14 protein-coding genes are annotated in these 13809 nt (G+C 62.7%); 3 read left to right on the top strand and 11 right to left on the bottom strand.

Features of this window, described 5'->3' with window-relative positions; translation table 11 throughout:
• Positions 1-178 precede the first annotated feature (178 nt).
• Positions 179-478 (top strand): HU family DNA-binding protein, encoded by a 300-nt coding sequence (locus ACMGGN_RS21650; protein WP_039605050.1) that lies wholly within the window; start codon positions 179-181, stop codon positions 476-478.
• Positions 479-625: 147 nt separating this feature from the next.
• The gene (locus tag ACMGGN_RS21645; RefSeq protein ID WP_039605049.1) at positions 626-1003 is read left to right on the top strand and encodes a helicase; all 378 of its coding nucleotides are present in this window, start codon (positions 626-628) and stop codon (positions 1001-1003) included.
• 32 nt (positions 1004-1035) lie between these two features.
• Here ACMGGN_RS21645 and ACMGGN_RS21640 read toward each other — a convergent pair whose 3' ends face one another.
• The 6 genes from ACMGGN_RS21640 to exbB form a co-directional block, all read right to left on the bottom strand.
• Positions 1036-2439 carry an aminoacyl-tRNA deacylase and HDOD domain-containing protein gene (locus tag ACMGGN_RS21640; protein WP_115273271.1) on the bottom strand — a complete coding sequence of 468 codons (1404 nt, stop codon included), beginning with the start codon at positions 2437-2439 and terminating at the stop codon, positions 1036-1038.
• Positions 2440-2517: 78 nt separating this feature from the next.
• On the bottom strand, positions 2518-4596 hold the full coding sequence (recG, locus tag ACMGGN_RS21635) for an ATP-dependent DNA helicase RecG (RefSeq protein WP_196997284.1): 2079 nt from the start codon (positions 4594-4596) through the stop codon (positions 2518-2520).
• A gap of 3 nt (positions 4597-4599) precedes the next feature.
• Positions 4600-5526 (bottom strand): hydrogen peroxide-inducible genes activator, encoded by a 927-nt coding sequence (locus tag ACMGGN_RS21630; RefSeq protein ID WP_012312115.1) that lies wholly within the window; start codon positions 5524-5526, stop codon positions 4600-4602.
• A 94-nt stretch (positions 5527-5620) separates the two neighbouring features.
• A complete protein-coding gene (locus ACMGGN_RS21625) occupies positions 5621-6355 on the bottom strand; it encodes an energy transducer TonB (protein ID WP_039604282.1) in 735 nt (244 codons plus the stop codon).
• Positions 6352-6780 (bottom strand): TonB system transport protein ExbD, encoded by a 429-nt coding sequence (exbD, locus tag ACMGGN_RS21620; RefSeq protein ID WP_012312117.1) that lies wholly within the window; start codon positions 6778-6780, stop codon positions 6352-6354. Before exbD ends, ACMGGN_RS21625 begins: the two co-directional genes overlap by 4 nt.
• 3 nt (positions 6781-6783) lie before the next feature.
• Positions 6784-7755: a tonB-system energizer ExbB gene (gene exbB, locus ACMGGN_RS21615; protein WP_196997285.1), complete on the bottom strand. Its 972-nt coding sequence runs from the start codon at positions 7753-7755 to the stop codon at positions 6784-6786.
• Positions 7756-7946: 191 nt separating this feature from the next.
• Here exbB and ACMGGN_RS21610 point away from each other — a divergent pair, with 191 nt between their 5' ends.
• Complete coding sequence (locus ACMGGN_RS21610) at positions 7947-8804, top strand: SDR family oxidoreductase (protein ID WP_046786860.1); 858 nt, start codon at positions 7947-7949, stop codon at positions 8802-8804.
• A 74-nt stretch (positions 8805-8878) separates the two neighbouring features.
• On the opposite strand, the gene ACMGGN_RS21605 is transcribed toward ACMGGN_RS21610, so the two are convergent.
• From ACMGGN_RS21605 to ACMGGN_RS21585, 5 genes are all read right to left on the bottom strand, one after another.
• Positions 8879-9604, bottom strand: a complete 726-nt coding sequence (locus ACMGGN_RS21605) for a hypothetical protein (protein WP_414156290.1) — start codon at positions 9602-9604, stop codon at positions 8879-8881.
• Between the two features lie 55 nt (positions 9605-9659).
• A complete protein-coding gene (locus ACMGGN_RS21600; protein WP_012312121.1) occupies positions 9660-10040 on the bottom strand; it encodes a RidA family protein in 381 nt (126 codons plus the stop codon).
• Between the two features lie 23 nt (positions 10041-10063).
• Positions 10064-12172: a bifunctional GTP diphosphokinase/guanosine-3',5'-bis pyrophosphate 3'-pyrophosphohydrolase gene (gene spoT, locus ACMGGN_RS21595; protein WP_414156289.1), complete on the bottom strand. Its 2109-nt coding sequence runs from the start codon at positions 12170-12172 to the stop codon at positions 10064-10066.
• 59 nt (positions 12173-12231) lie between these two features.
• Positions 12232-12495, bottom strand: a complete 264-nt coding sequence (rpoZ, locus tag ACMGGN_RS21590; RefSeq protein WP_012312123.1) for a DNA-directed RNA polymerase subunit omega — start codon at positions 12493-12495, stop codon at positions 12232-12234.
• 203 nt (positions 12496-12698) lie between these two features.
• Positions 12699-13571 (bottom strand): LysR family transcriptional regulator, encoded by an 873-nt coding sequence (locus tag ACMGGN_RS21585; RefSeq protein WP_046786863.1) that lies wholly within the window; start codon positions 13569-13571, stop codon positions 12699-12701.
• Positions 13572-13809 lie beyond the last annotated feature (238 nt).

The raw sequence follows: 13809 nt of genomic DNA, 5'->3' as shown, positions 1-13809 counted from the left end.
TTCTGTCGGATTTATCCTGTAGTTGACCGCACAATGGCCGCCCAGATACTGGCGCGGCCCCGGTCGGCGTGCCATTCTCACTTCCGTCTGCCGCAGATTAGAGCCTGCGGTGCCTTGAACGCTGCTTCACGGGCAGCACGGCAATAACAACAAGAATTCCCGTCAAAGAGGCTTCATTATGCGTAAACCAGAACTCGCCGCCGTCATCGCCGAAAAGGCCGATCTGACCAAGGAAAAGGCCAATCAGGTGCTCAATGCCATTCTCGACAGCATCACCGGTGCGCTGGACAAAGACACCGTGACCCTCGTCGGCTTCGGCACTTTTGAAAAACGGCATCGCGGCGCCCGTACCGGCAAGAATCCTCAGACCGGTGAGCCGGTGAAGATCAAGGCCAGCAATACTGTGGCCTTCAAGCCTGGCAAAAACCTGCGTGACAGCGTCAATGTGCCCGCCAAGCCGGCCAAGAAAGCCAAATGACCGACGCTTGACTTGCAGCCTCTGCTCAAACGGGCGCCTCAGTGCGCCCGTTGTGCTTTCGGAAAGCATCGAGCTGCGAATGTGCGTAAATAGTTCAGGAAACGGATAAACTGTGCGCTTCGGTCATTTTATATTCGAGGCGCGTTGATGAAGTTCCGCTTTCTTCTCTGGGCCATGGGGTTGTTGATGGCCAAGGCCAGCCGTAACAACCCGGCATTTCAGCAGCAACTCAAGGACAAGGACCTGGTGTTCCAGATGCAGACGCTCGATGGCAAGGTTGCCCGGCACTTCATCGTCAGTGGCGAACGCATCAGCAGTAAAGGTGGCGCTCATCCGCAGCCAGCCTTTGCCATTGCCTTCAAGGACGCTGCCTATGGCTTCGCCACGATGCAGGCGAGCAACAAGCAGTTGGCGTTCATGCAGGGCATTCAGGACAAGAGCATCCAGATCAAGGGCAATCCGGCGCTGGTGATGTGGTTCCAGGGTTTGATGAAATACCTGAAACCGAAGAAGAAAAAAGGCTGAACAGCTGGGGCTGCTGTGCAGCCCCAACGTTTTCAGTGCGGTGCGTTGAACTGCGACGCCAGTTCGCGCAGCAAACTCTCGGCCTCGAGCACCTTGTTCACGACGTCCTCAGCTTTCTCCCGGGTAATGCCCAGGCGCTCCAGCAATTCGTCGGGGATCGCCTCCTGCGGCCCCGAGCCGATGCCGCGGCAGCGCAGCAGACGGGTCGCCAGGCACACCAGGTTGGGGTACGCCGAGTATTCGCCGTCATAGGCAGGATCATGCTGGAAGCGCAGCGCGGTCGACAGCTCTTCGGGCATGTCCCACAGCTTCATCAGCCAGGCGCCGATCTGCTCGCGGCTGATACCCAGCAGGTGCTGCTCCACATAGGTGTGGCACAGGTGCGGGTTGACCTCCAGATGGCGGCAGATCAGCGAGAAGTGCGGCGGGAACACATGCGCCAGCAGCAGATAGCCGAAGTTGTGCAACAGCCCGGCCAGGTAAGTCAGGCCGGCTTCAGGGCGTTCGGCCCGCGGCATGGCCCGGGTCAGGCCTTCGATGATGGCCGCGGTGTAGATCGACTGCTGCCAGTACGGCGTCGCCTGTTGTGGGTGGTCCTTGGGCAGGCTCAACGTCTTGCCCAATGCCAGGCCCAGGGCCAGGTTGATCACCAGATCGAAGCCTAAGACGCGGACGATGGCATCTTCCACCGAGCGGATCTTGCCTGGGGAGGCGTAATAGGGTGAAGCAGCCCAGCTGACCACCTGTGCGGCCAGGGCCGGGTCGGTTTCGACCACGCCGGTGATGTCGTCGATGCTGGCATTGGGGTCGACCCGCAGCTTGATGATTTTCTGCGCCGTATCGGCCAGTGGCGGGATCTCGATGGTTTCTTCCAGGCGCTTCTGGATGCGGCGGGCGGTGAATGCCTGCACTGCTAGGGTAATCTCCCTGGAGTCATCATCCGGGCGGTCGAGATTGGGGCGTATTTCCCTGACGGGTTGGCCGAAAGTGCCAGCGCTGGCCTTTTGCATCATGTGCTTGAAGTCGTCACGCTGGATTTCCAGCAACAGACCGGCTTCACCGGACTGGATCAGCAGGCGTTCGGCATCGAGCAACTTGCCTTCATAGAGGCAGGGCGAACTGGTCAGCGCCGGAATCGCAGGCAAGGCCTTCAGATGGTGCTTGTCGAGCATCTGTTTCAGGCGTTGTACCGGCACGGCTTTGAGCTTGCGGCCCGTCAGCTCTTCCAGACGATTGAGGTCCAGCAGCTTGCTCTGCGGGAACAGCACCATCAATGCGCCGATCTCGTCATCCAGCAGGATCGCCTGTACCCGTGAAGCAGCCGGCAGTTGCGTATGCTCTGGCACCTCGCGATAGGCAACACCCAGTTTTTCGAGCAACAGCCGGATGACAGACGGTGCGTGTGGGGTTGCGGTGTCCAGGGCAGCTTCAGTCATGGTCCGTATCCACTGATTCTTTTAAACGCGAAGTATAACCAGTCTGGTCGCAAAGCTGGATCCATTCTGGTACTGGCGTCACACTTGGCCATATTGCTGGCCGTGGCGCAGCCAGCGGTCGAGCAGCGGGCTGACGTGCTCGGGCCAGCGTGCAATGAGGGCTTGTGCGGCGTCGCGCACGGCTGGCAACAGGTCGGCATCGCGCATCAGGTCGGCGACCTTGAATTGTAACAAGCCGGTCTGGCGCGTCCCGAGCATCTCGCCCGGGCCGCGCAGCTCCAGGTCCTTTTCAGCGATGACGAAGCCGTCGTTGGTTTCGCGCATGATCCCCAGGCGTTCGCGGCCGATCTGCGACAGCGGCGGGTGATACAGCAGCACGCAGTGGCTCACCGCGCTGCCCCGGCCTACCCGGCCGCGCAACTGGTGCAGTTGGGCAAGGCCCAGGCGTTCGGGGTTCTCGATGATCATCAGGCTGGCGTTGGGCACGTCCACACCCACCTCGATCACCGTGGTTGCGACCAGCAGTTGCAGGTCGCCTTGCTTGAATTCGGCCATCACCGCGGCCTTTTCCGTAGGTTTCATGCGCCCGTGGATCAGGCCCACGCGCAGTTCACCCAAGGCGCTGCCCAGTTCCTCGTAGGTACTCTCGGCTGCCTGGCAGGTAAGTTCTTCGGACTCTTCGATCAGGGTGCAGACCCAATAGGCCTGGCGCCCTTCGGCGCAAGCGGCGCGCACCCGCTCCACCACCTCGAAGCGCCGGCTGTCGGCGACCAGCACGGTGTTCACCGGCGTGCGCCCTGGCGGCAGTTCGTCGAGCACCGAGGTGTCGAGGTCGGCATAGGCGCTCATCGCCAGCGTGCGCGGGATCGGCGTGGCGGTCATGATCAGCTGGTGCGGGCACAGTTCGCCTGCAACACCCTTCTTGCGCAGGGCCAGACGTTGTTGCACACCAAAACGGTGCTGTTCGTCGATAATCGCCAGGGCCAGGTGCTTGAATTGCACTTCTTCCTGGAACAACGCGTGGGTACCCACCACCATCGGCGCACCGTTGGCGATCTGTTCCAGGGCGCTGGCGCGGGCTTTGCCCTTGAGCTTGCCGGCCAGCCAGGCGACTTCCAGGCCCAGCGGCTCCAGCCAGCGCTTGAAGGTGATGTAGTGCTGCTCGGCGAGAATCTCGGTGGGCGCCATCAGCGCCACCTGGTAGCCGGCCTCCAGTGCCTGCAGCGCCGCCAGTGCGGCAACCACGGTCTTGCCGGCGCCGACATCGCCCTGTACCAGGCGCATCATCGGCTCGGCCTGGCTCAGGTCGTAGGCGATTTCATCGGCTACCCGCTGCTGTGCGCCGGTCGGCTTGAAGCCCAGGTTGGCCAGATACTGCACCTGCAGGCTATTGGCCTTGGGCAGAACCGGAGCGCGCAAGCTGCGCAGGCTTTCACGCAGGCGCTGTTGCGACAGCTGGTGGGTGAGCAGCTCTTCGAAGGCAAGGCGATGCTGGGCCCAGTGCTGGCCTTCGGCAAGCTCATCAAGGTCGGCATCGGCCGGAGGGTTGTGCAGGTAGCGGATGGCATCGTCCAGCGGTGCCAAGTGGTAGTCCCGGGCCAGTTCGTCCGGCAACCAATCCGGCAGGCTGCGTGGGCCAAGCATATCCAGGCTCTGCTGGCAGAGCAGGCGCAGGCGCTGTTGTGTGAGGCCTTCGGTGGACGGGTAGATCGGCGTCAGGGTCTGCTCGACCGGCGGCGGCGGCTCGTCGCCATTGAGTGCACGGTACTCCGGGTGGTAGATCTCCAGGCCCGAGGCACCGGGGCGGGCCTCGCCATAGCAGCGCAGGTGGGTACCGCGCTTGAGGCCTTCCTTCTGCGCATTGCTGAAGTGATAGAAGCGCAGGCTGAGCACGCCGCTGCCATCGCCCAGGCGCACGACAAGGCTGCGGCGTTTGCCCATGGTCACATCGGCGCCACTGACCACGCCTTCGATCACGGCGTCCTGGCCGGGACGCAGGGCGCCGATAGGCACCACCCGGGTGCGGTCCTGGTAGCGCAGCGGCAGGTGGAACAACACGTCCTGCAGGTTTTCCAGGCCGACCTTGGCGAGCTTCTGCGCCATGGCTTCGCCTACGCCCTTGAGCGCGGTGACAGAGACCTTCGACAGCTCAGTCATGACTCAGGCCGGTTGTTCCACAGCGGGCTTGGCTACCGAGCAGAGGCGAATCGAGTCGGCAAGGATCTCGATGGCCTTGGGCCGCGGGAAGCTGGCGCGCCAGGCGATGGCTACGGTGCGGAAGGGTGCCGGTGCGGTAAGCGGGCGCACTTCGATGACCCCCGGCGCGTAGTGGTGGCTGTGCACCGCCGAAAGCGGCAGGATCGACACGCCCAGGCCCGAAGCGACCATATGGCGGATGGTTTCCAGCGAGCTGGACTCCACCGTGGTGTGCTTGGCGCCTTCGCCGCCTTTGTTCAGCGTTGGGCAGGCCTCCAGAACCTGGTCGCGGAAGCAGTGGCCCTCGCCGAGCAGCAGCAGGCTCTTGTCGTTGAGCATGGCGGTGTCGATGGTCTTTTTCGCCGTCCAGGGGTGGTCGGCGGGCATCAGGGCACAGAATGGCTCATCGTACAGTGGCAGCGTCAGCACGTCGGCTTCGTTGAACGGCAGGGCGATGATCACTGCGTCGAGTTCACCATTGCGCAGTTTTTCGCGCAGCACATGGGTGAAGTTCTCTTCGATGTACAGCGGCATCTGCGGTGCCACGCGGTGCAGCTGCGGGATCAGGTGCGGGAAGAGGTAAGGGCCGACGGTGTAGATAGCACCGACCTTGAGCGGGGCGGTGAGCTGGTTCTTGCCGGCCTGGGCCAGTTCGCGGATGCCCTGCGCCTGCTCCAGTACCTTCTGTGCCTGGGCGACGATGCTTTCACCGACTGGCGTCAGGCGCACCGCGCTCTTGCTGCGCTCGAAGATCAGCACGCCAAGCTCGTCCTCAAGCTTTTTGACACCGACGGACAGGGTGGGCTGGCTGACATGGCAACGCTCGGCGGCGTGGCCGAAGTGCTGCTCCTGGGCGAGAGTGACGATGTAGCGTAATTCTGTGAGGGTCATAACGTGCGTCCATGAAGTTGCGAGCCCAGCATAGCGGCTGCAATCGATAGACGCACGTTATCAGACTTGCCGATTTGTGACAGAAACAAAAGTATCAGCGACGGTCCAGCGAGTAGACGAACGGTGCCACTACTTCGATCGTGCCATTGTTGAGCAATTCGGCAGGCGGCTTGGGTACCTTGCCGGCCCGGCGGATCATTTCCAGGGTTGCCCGGTCCAGTGCCGCGCTGCCCGAACCACCGGCCATGGAGTACGAGACCACCTTGCCTTCGGCGTCGACCACGAAGCGCAGGCGGTTGATGCCCTGAAGGCCCCGGCGGCGTGCGTCTTCCGGGTAGCGCTTGTACTTCGCCAGGTGGCGCAGCAGGTCGCTCTGCCACGTCGGCAACGCTTTGCTGTTCGCGGCAATGCTGGGTGCCGGTGCCGCGGACTTCTGCGGTGGCGTGTTGGTTGGCGGCGTGTCCACGACCTGTTCTTTGGTCGGTGGCTCATCCTTGGGCGGCTCAGGCTTTTTCTCAGGCTTCGGCGGTTGAGGCTTGGGTTTGGGCTTGGGCGGCTTGGCGATGGCGATCTTTGGTTTGGGCGCTTCAGCCACCTTGGGCAACGGCGGCTCTTCGACCGGTGCCGGCGGCTGTGGAGCGGCCTTCGGTGGTGGTGGCGGTGCGGGCTCGGGCAGCGGTGCAAGTTCGACCATCATGGCTGCCGGGGGCAGCTCGACGGCCTGGGGCACCGACCAGTTGAGCGTGAGCAGCACAGCGACGGCATGGACACCCAGCACAAGTGCCAGGCTGCCGCTGTAACGCGCCAGATTGTGCCGCGTCTTCGTCATTTCTTGGCTGCCGTCTCGAGACCTACCAGACCGACTTTGAGGTAGCCGGCCGCGCGCATGTTGTTCATCACTTCCATCAGGTCACCGTAATCCACGCCTTTGTCGGCCTGGAAGAAGATGGTGGTTTCCTTGTCGCCCTTGGTCTTGGCATCGAGCATCGGGCCAAGCTGGCTGGGTGCAGGCACCTGATCGTCACCGACATACAGCTTCTGGTCGGCCTTGACGCTGACGAACACCGGCTTCTCCGGCCTCGGTGCCGGCTTGGCGGTCGAGGCCGGCAGGTCGACCTTGATGTCGACCGTGGCCAGGGGCGCGGCCACCATGAAAATGATCAGCAGTACCAGCATCACGTCGATGAACGGCGTGACGTTGATTTCGTGGTTTTCGGCGAGGTCGTCGCCACCTTCGTTCAGATGCAGGCCCATGGCTTACCCCACTTTCACCATGTGCGGGGCGACGCGCTCGCCACCCTGGTGGTCCAGGTCTCGGCTGACCAGCAGCAGGACCTGCGCTGAAGCGTCGGAAACCTGGGCTTTGTAGCCGGCGATGGAGCGGGCGAAGACGTTGTAGATAACTACGGCCGGGATCGCTGCGACCAGGCCCAGGGCGGTGGCCAGCAGTGCTTCGGCGATACCGGGGGCAACGACGGCCAGGTTGGTGGTCTGGGTTTTGGCGATGCCGATGAAGCTGTTCATGATGCCCCACACGGTACCGAACAGGCCGACGAACGGCGCGGTGGAGCCGATGGTGGCGAGCACGCCGGTGCCGCTGCTCATGTTGCGGCCGCTGGCATGCACCAGGCGCTCCAGGCGGAAGCTCACGCGTTCCTTGATGCCCTCTTTTTCACGGGCGTTGGCCGACAGTCGCATTTCTTCCAGGGCGTCGTGGACCAGCGTGTGGGCCAGGGTGCCTTCCTTGTTTGAGACCTCGCTGGCTTCCTTGAGGCTGGCAGACTTCTTCAGCTGTGCGATTTCGCCGCGCAGGCGACGCTTGGCGCCCATCAGCTCGAAGCCCTTGGCGATCCAGATGGTCCAGGTGATGATCGAGGCAATGGCCAGGCCGATCATGACCGCTTTCACCACCACGTCGGCGTTCTTGTACATGCCCCATGGGGACAGGTCATGGGCCATGCCCAGCGAAGTGTTCTCGACCACGGCTTCGGTGCCTGGGGCCGCTGCCGCTGGCGCATCGACCGGCGTAGCGGCCTGAGCGTCGCCAGCAGGTGCCTGGCTTTCGGTGGCTGGGGTGGCCGGTGCGCTTGCAGCTGCTGGGGCGCTGACGTTGGTATTGGGCTCATCGGCCATAGCCGCTGGGGCCAGCACCAGGCTGAACAACAGCGCGGCAATGGCGCGCCAGGCGCGTGACGGGGTTGGCGAAGCGGAAGTGTGAGTACGTGTCATGCTGGCCGGACCTGATGAAGAAAAAAGTGTGCGTTCTCCAAGGCCTCGAGATAGGCCGAGAACAGATAGGGGTGCCATTATTGCAAGTAATTCTTGTTAACAAAAGTAATCTCGTTGCTTTTTTCGCCCATGGTCTAGCCGCCTATCGTGTAATCCGGCTAGCCTGATCCTTTGGTCTAGGGAGTTAAGTGATGTCAGACCGTTCCGTATTGATCGTAGGTTGTGGTGATGTCGGCGGCCGGCTGGCCCGCCAATTGCTCGCCCGTGGCTGGCAGGTAAGCGGCCTGCGCCGTTCGGTCGAACACCTGCCACAGGGTGTTGTACCGATCGCTGCCGACCTGTCCGATTCGGGCTTGCCCCAGGCTTGGCCACAGCATTCCCCGGATTATCTGGTGTATTGCGTAGCCGCCAGCCAGCACGATGAGGCGGGTTATCAAAGCGCTTACGTTGAAGGCTTGCGTCACGTGCTGGGTTGGCTGGCCGAGCGTGGGCAGCGCCCGCGCCGCCTGCTGTTCGTGTCCAGCAGCAGTGTGTTTGCACAAAAGGATGGGGAGTGGATCGATGAGACCGCACCTACCGAGCCGCAAGGCTATTCGGGGCGTGTGATGCTGGAGGCTGAGCGGCTGGCCCTGGCTGGCGGCATGCCGGCAAGCATCGTGCGCCTGACGGGGATCTATGGCCCCGGGCGTGAGTGGCTCCTCAGCCAGGTGCGTCAGGGCTATCGGGTGGCGACCGAGCCGCCGCTGTATGGCAACCGTATCCATGCCGAGGATGCCGCAAGCCTGCTGGCGTTCCTGCTGCAGGCCGATGCCGATGGTGTGGCGTTGGACGATTGCTATATAGGCGTTGATGACGACCCTGCGCCACTGGCCGATGTGGTTGGCTGGTTGCGAGCTTACATGGGCGTTACCGAATGGTCCGATGAGCAGCGGGTGCGCCGCACCGGCAGCAAGCGCTGCAGCAATGCCCGGGTGCGGGCATTGGGTTGGGTGCCGGAGTATCCGAGTTACAAGGAAGGTTACGCGGCGATCCTGAAAGGCGAAGGCTGAAGCCTGCTGTATCGCTGCTGGCCCTATCGCCGGCAAGCCGGCGATTAGGCCAGTGAAACCAGGCGCGACTTGGGTCAGTCTTTCTCCAGCACCCACTGGCGGGTACCGGCTGCCAGTTGCGGGATTTCATCGGGCTGTGCGCGGTTGAGCGCCTGGAAGATCTCCAGCTTGTCGCCATCGCGCTTGAAGATGAATGGCGCGCCACGTTGGTTGCGCTCAAGCCAAAGGCTGTCGTTGCTGCCCCCCATGCTTGCGCAATCGCCGGCCAGGCACAGGGCGTAGCGGTCAGGGCCGGGCAGGCCGGTGACGCCGCCGTTATCGGTGAACCGGACGACGCTACCTGTGCCCTGGCCTTCGACAATCTTCCAGTCCCCGCCGAGGTACGCCTGGTACAGTGCTTTCTCGAAGCTGCTGCCCAAGGGCACATTACCGAGCTGATTGGCGCGGACGAAACTGCGTTCGGCACCTGTTGTGTCCGTGGCTTTCAGCTCGTCGCCATCCAGCGCCAGCTGTTCGGTCTGGCCGCCCGGGAAGTTGGCCTGCCATTGCTTGTCAGCGGCGCTCAATTGGCCGTCGGCGGCCTCGAAACCATTGCTGTAGCTGGCCTGCTGGCTGGCCACATCGAGTTTCCACTCGAAGATGGGGCCGTGTTCATTGAGGGCCTGGCGCAGGCTGCCACCTTTGACGGCGGCGTTGATGGCGTCCTGGTTGATCCAGGTGCCGTTGAAATCTTCGGGTTTGTGGCTGGCGCAGCCGCTCAGAAGCAGGGCTGCCAGCGCGAGGGGCAGTGCTTGACGCATGGTAGGTTAACCTTGAACTGAAAGGTGACGGGCAAGGCGCCCGTCACCTGCGGCATCAATCGATGACCAGGATGGCGTCCATTTCTACCTGGGCGCCTTTTGGCAGCGCGGCAACGCCAATGGCGGCACGGGCTGGATACGGCTGCTCGAAGTAGCGGCCCATCACTTCGTTGACCTTGGCGAAGTGGCTCAGGTCGGTGAGGAAGATGTTCAGCTTGACGATGTCCTTGAACGAACCGCCCGCAGCTTCGGCAACGGCCTTGAGGTTCTCGAAGACCTGTACGGTCTGGGCTTCGAAGCCCTCAACCAGTTCCATGGTGTTCGGGTCCAGCGGAATCTGGCCCGACATGTAAACGGTATTGCCGGCCTTGATCGCTTGCGAGTAGGTACCGATGGCGGCAGGGGCCTTGTCGCTGTTGATGACGGTCTTGCTCATGATGACTCCTTGCGGTTGGCGGACTACGCACGCATGCGGGTGATGCGGACCACGCCGGTCAGCGTACGCAGCTTCTTGATCACACGAGCCAGGTGCACGCGGTCGTGCACGCTGACCACCAGTTGGACAACGCTGATGCGGCCGTCGCGTTCGTCCATGCTGATCTTCTCGATGTTGCCGTCGGCGGCATTGACGCTGCTGGCCAGCAGGGCAATCAGGCCGCGCTGGTGTTCCAGCTCGACACGCAACTCGACATTGAATTCGCCGGTGATGTCCTTGGCCCAGGAAAGCTGTACGCACTTCTCCGGGTTATGGCGGATTTCACTGATGTTGCGGCAGTTCTCCAGGTGCACGACCATGCCCTTGCCTGCCGACAGGTGGCCGACGATCGGGTCGCCCGGGATGGGCGTGCAGCACTTGGCATAGCTCAATACCAGGCCTTCGGTGCCGCGGATCGCCAGAGGGCCTTCCGGTGCTGGCAGCTGTTCGCCTTCGGCTGACAGCACGCGGCGGGCCACCACATAGGCCATGCGGTTGCCCAGGCCAATGTCTTCGAGCAGGTCTTCGATCAGTTCCAGGCGGTACTCGGCGAGAATCGCGTTGATACGCTCCTGAGGGATTTGCTCGAGGCTGCTGTCGAAACCGGTCAGCACCTTGTTCAGCAGGCGCTCGCCAAGGTTGATCGACTCGGAGCGTCGCTGCTGCTTGAGTGCGTGGCGGATGTGCGTACGGGCCTTGCCGGTGACCACGAAGTTGAGCCAGGCCGGGTTGGGCCGCGCGCCCGGGGCGCTGACGATCTCGACCGTCGAACCGCTCTGCAGCGGCTCGGACAGCGGCGCCAGGCGCCGGTTGATGCGGCAGGCGATGCAGCTGTTGCCCACATCGGTATGCACCGCATAGGCGAAATCGACGGCGGTGGAGCCTTTGGGCAGCTCCATGATCCTGCCTTTGGGCGTGAAGACATAGACCTCGTCAGGGAACAGGTCGATCTTCACGCTCTCGATGAATTCCAGCGAGTTGCCGGCACGCTGCTGCAGCTCGAGGATGCCCTTGACCCACTGGCGAGCGCGCGCATGGTTGCCTTTGGGCTGCTCGTCGTCGTTGGACTTGTACAGCCAGTGTGCGGCGATGCCATTGTTGGCCATCTCTTCCATTTCGCGGGTGCGGATCTGGATTTCGATGGGCACGCCGTGCATGCCGAACAGCGTGGTGTGCAACGACTGATAGCCGTTGGCCTTGGGGATCGCAATGTAGTCCTTGAAGCGCCCGGGCAGCGGCTTGTACAGGTTGTGTACGGCGCCGAGCACGCGGTAGCAGGTGTCGACCTTGTCGACGATGATGCGGAAGGCGTACACGTCCATGATCTCGGTGAAGGCGCGGCGCTTGCCGCGCATCTTCTTGTAGATGCCATAGAGGTGTTTCTGCCGGCCGCTGACCTCGCCTTGAATACCGTCGGCGGCCAGGCAGTTGGCCAGCGAGTGTTCGATCTTGGCGACGATCTCTTTACGGTTGCCGCGTGCGCTCTTGACCGCCCGGTGGATCAGCGACGAGCGCATCGGGTGCATGGCCTTGAAGCCGAGGTCTTCAAACTCTACGCGCACAGTGTGCATGCCCAGCCGGTTGGCGATGGGCGCGTAGATTTCCAGGGTTTCCTTGGCGATGCGTCGGCGTTTTTCGCCAGACAGCACTTCCAGGGTGCGCATGTTGTGCAGGCGGTCGGCCAGCTTGACCAGGATCACGCGGATATCGCGGGCCATGGCCATGGCCATCTTCTGGAAGTTTTCAGCCTGCGCTTCGGCCTTGGTCTCGAAGTTCATCTGGGTCAGCTTGCTGACCCCATCGACCAGCTCAGCAACCGTTTCGCCAAACTGCTGGCTGAGGGCTTCCTTGGCGATGCCGGTGTCTTCGATCACGTCGTGCAGCATGGCCGCCATCAGGCTCTGATGGTCCATGTGCATGTCGGCGAGGATGCTGGCCACGGCCAGCGGATGGGTCACATAGGGCTCGCCGCTGCGGCGGCGCTGCCCATCGTGTGCCTGTTCGGCGTAGAAATAGGCCCGGCGAACCAGGTTGACCTGTTCGGGGCCCAGGTAGGTCGACAGCCGTTCGGCTAAGGCTTCTATGCCCGGCATGGTTTCACCTCTTGCCGAGGAAGAGGGCCTTGCGCCGCGCGACGTCGACCAGGCATCGATCAGACAGCCTCGTTGGACTCGTCCTCGAACGCGGCGAAGACCGGATCCTCGGTGACGATCTCTTCAGCGGCAATGAATTCGTTGGTGACGATGCCTTCTGCGATTTCACGCAGGGCAACGACGGTCGGCTTGTCGTTTTCCCACGCTACGCGTGGCTCTTTGCCGCCGGTAGCCAGCTGACGGGCGCGCTTGGTCGAGAGCATGACCAGCTCAAAACGGTTATCCACGTGTTCCAGGCAGTCTTCAACAGTTACGCGGGCCATGGTCTTCCTCAGTAGCAAATGCGATGGGCGTGCAGCCCAATATGGGCAGGCGGACTCGATAGTTTAAAAAATCACCAGCCAATAGGGAAGCGCTGTTTTGCCGGATACCCCATCAGGCCTGCATCCCTCACCCTGTGGATGCGGGCTTGCCGGGGCGCCGAACCACCGCGAAAGGGCCGCGACAGACACCTTCATCTTGTATCTCACAACATCGCGCCGCGCAACCTTGGGGTCAGCTCTTCGAACAATGTCTGCACCGAGCGCAAGGCCCGGCAATCGGGCCGGGTCAGCAGCCACAGTTGGGTGTCGCAACCGGCCAGCGGTCCGCTCAGCGCCTCGACCCCAGGCAGTGCATGGACCATGTAGTCGGGCAGCGCCGCAACGCCCAGCCCCGTGCTTACCAGCTGTGCAATGGTCGACATGCTGCTGCACTGGTAGCGCGGGCTCAGCCCGGGGTACTGCTGATTGCGCCAGACCACGGTGGGGTGGTCCTGCATGGAGTCGTCCGGGGCTATCCATGGCACGCTGTTGTGGGACTCGTCCAGGCGCTCGCGCCATTGCGGCTGGCCACAGATCACATAGGACGTCGAACCCAGGCAACGGCCGACCAGGTGCTCGGGCGGCGTATTGGTCAGGCGCAGGGCGATGTCGGCATCGCGCCTGCTGAGGTTGGCGAAGGTGTTGGACGTGCCCATCTCCAGCGACAGAGCCGGGTAATTGGGCATGAACTCGGCCAGCGCCGGCAGCAGCAGGCTGTGCATTACCGCCTCAGTGCATGTCAGACGAACGGTGCCGCTCACCACCTGCTCGCCACTGGTCATGGCGATGCGCGCAGCATCCAGCGCCTGCTCGGCCCGTTCGGCCTGCTCGGCCAGGGCCTGGGCGGTGTCGGTCGGCAGGTAGCCCTTGCGGCTCTTGACGAACAGTGCGGTGCCCAGTGCCGACTCAAGCCGGCGAATCGAACGGAACACGGTCGAAACATCGACCTTGAGCAGTTCGGCGGCCTTGGCCAGTGAGCGCCCGCGCTCCAGGGCCAGGACCAGGGAGAGGTCGGCGTGGGTGATCTGATATTGCATTGGTGCACGCTCTACTTGCCGAAATGCCAATGTCTGTTGCGTTGAGGCCATTTTATAGTGGAACTGCCCCCGGGAATCAATGCGCCCGGTCGGGTAACCAATCCCCACGATGGGAAAGTTAAAAAAACAACAGCTGCAACCATCGTCGCCCGTGAGGCGCCAGCCGTATCCCCACATCGCCGCAGCACATCAAAGGATGTACACCATGACGTCGGTCACCCCGTGCGCCAGTTCTTCC

Origin of the sequence: Pseudomonas sp. BNK-30, assembly GCF_047456185.1 — a bacterium.
In the GTDB taxonomy this organism is placed as follows: domain Bacteria; phylum Pseudomonadota; class Gammaproteobacteria; order Pseudomonadales; family Pseudomonadaceae; genus Aquipseudomonas; species Aquipseudomonas putida_E.
The sequence above is the reverse complement of the archived record's forward strand: the minus strand, read 5'-3'. Positions and strand labels throughout refer to the sequence as shown.

Coding starts and splice junctions, on each gene's coding strand:
- ACMGGN_RS21650 (WP_039605050.1), top strand. CDS start 179: ATGCGTAAACCAGAACTCGCCGCCGTCATCGCCGAAAAGGCCGATCTG.
- ACMGGN_RS21645 (WP_039605049.1), top strand. CDS start 626: ATGAAGTTCCGCTTTCTTCTCTGGGCCATGGGGTTGTTGATGGCCAAG.
- ACMGGN_RS21640 (WP_115273271.1), bottom strand. CDS start 2,439: ATGACTGAAGCTGCCCTGGACACCGCAACCCCACACGCACCGTCTGTC.
- recG (WP_196997284.1), bottom strand. CDS start 4,596: ATGACTGAGCTGTCGAAGGTCTCTGTCACCGCGCTCAAGGGCGTAGGC.
- ACMGGN_RS21630 (WP_012312115.1), bottom strand. CDS start 5,526: ATGACCCTCACAGAATTACGCTACATCGTCACTCTCGCCCAGGAGCAG.
- ACMGGN_RS21625 (WP_039604282.1), bottom strand. CDS start 6,355: ATGACGAAGACGCGGCACAATCTGGCGCGTTACAGCGGCAGCCTGGCA.
- exbD (WP_012312117.1), bottom strand. CDS start 6,780: ATGGGCCTGCATCTGAACGAAGGTGGCGACGACCTCGCCGAAAACCAC.
- exbB (WP_196997285.1), bottom strand. CDS start 7,755: ATGACACGTACTCACACTTCCGCTTCGCCAACCCCGTCACGCGCCTGG.
- ACMGGN_RS21610 (WP_046786860.1), top strand. CDS start 7,947: ATGTCAGACCGTTCCGTATTGATCGTAGGTTGTGGTGATGTCGGCGGC.
- ACMGGN_RS21605 (WP_414156290.1), bottom strand. CDS start 9,604: ATGCGTCAAGCACTGCCCCTCGCGCTGGCAGCCCTGCTTCTGAGCGGC.
- ACMGGN_RS21600 (WP_012312121.1), bottom strand. CDS start 10,040: ATGAGCAAGACCGTCATCAACAGCGACAAGGCCCCTGCCGCCATCGGT.
- spoT (WP_414156289.1), bottom strand. CDS start 12,172: ATGCCGGGCATAGAAGCCTTAGCCGAACGGCTGTCGACCTACCTGGGC.
- rpoZ (WP_012312123.1), bottom strand. CDS start 12,495: ATGGCCCGCGTAACTGTTGAAGACTGCCTGGAACACGTGGATAACCGT.
- ACMGGN_RS21585 (WP_046786863.1), bottom strand. CDS start 13,571: ATGCAATATCAGATCACCCACGCCGACCTCTCCCTGGTCCTGGCCCTG.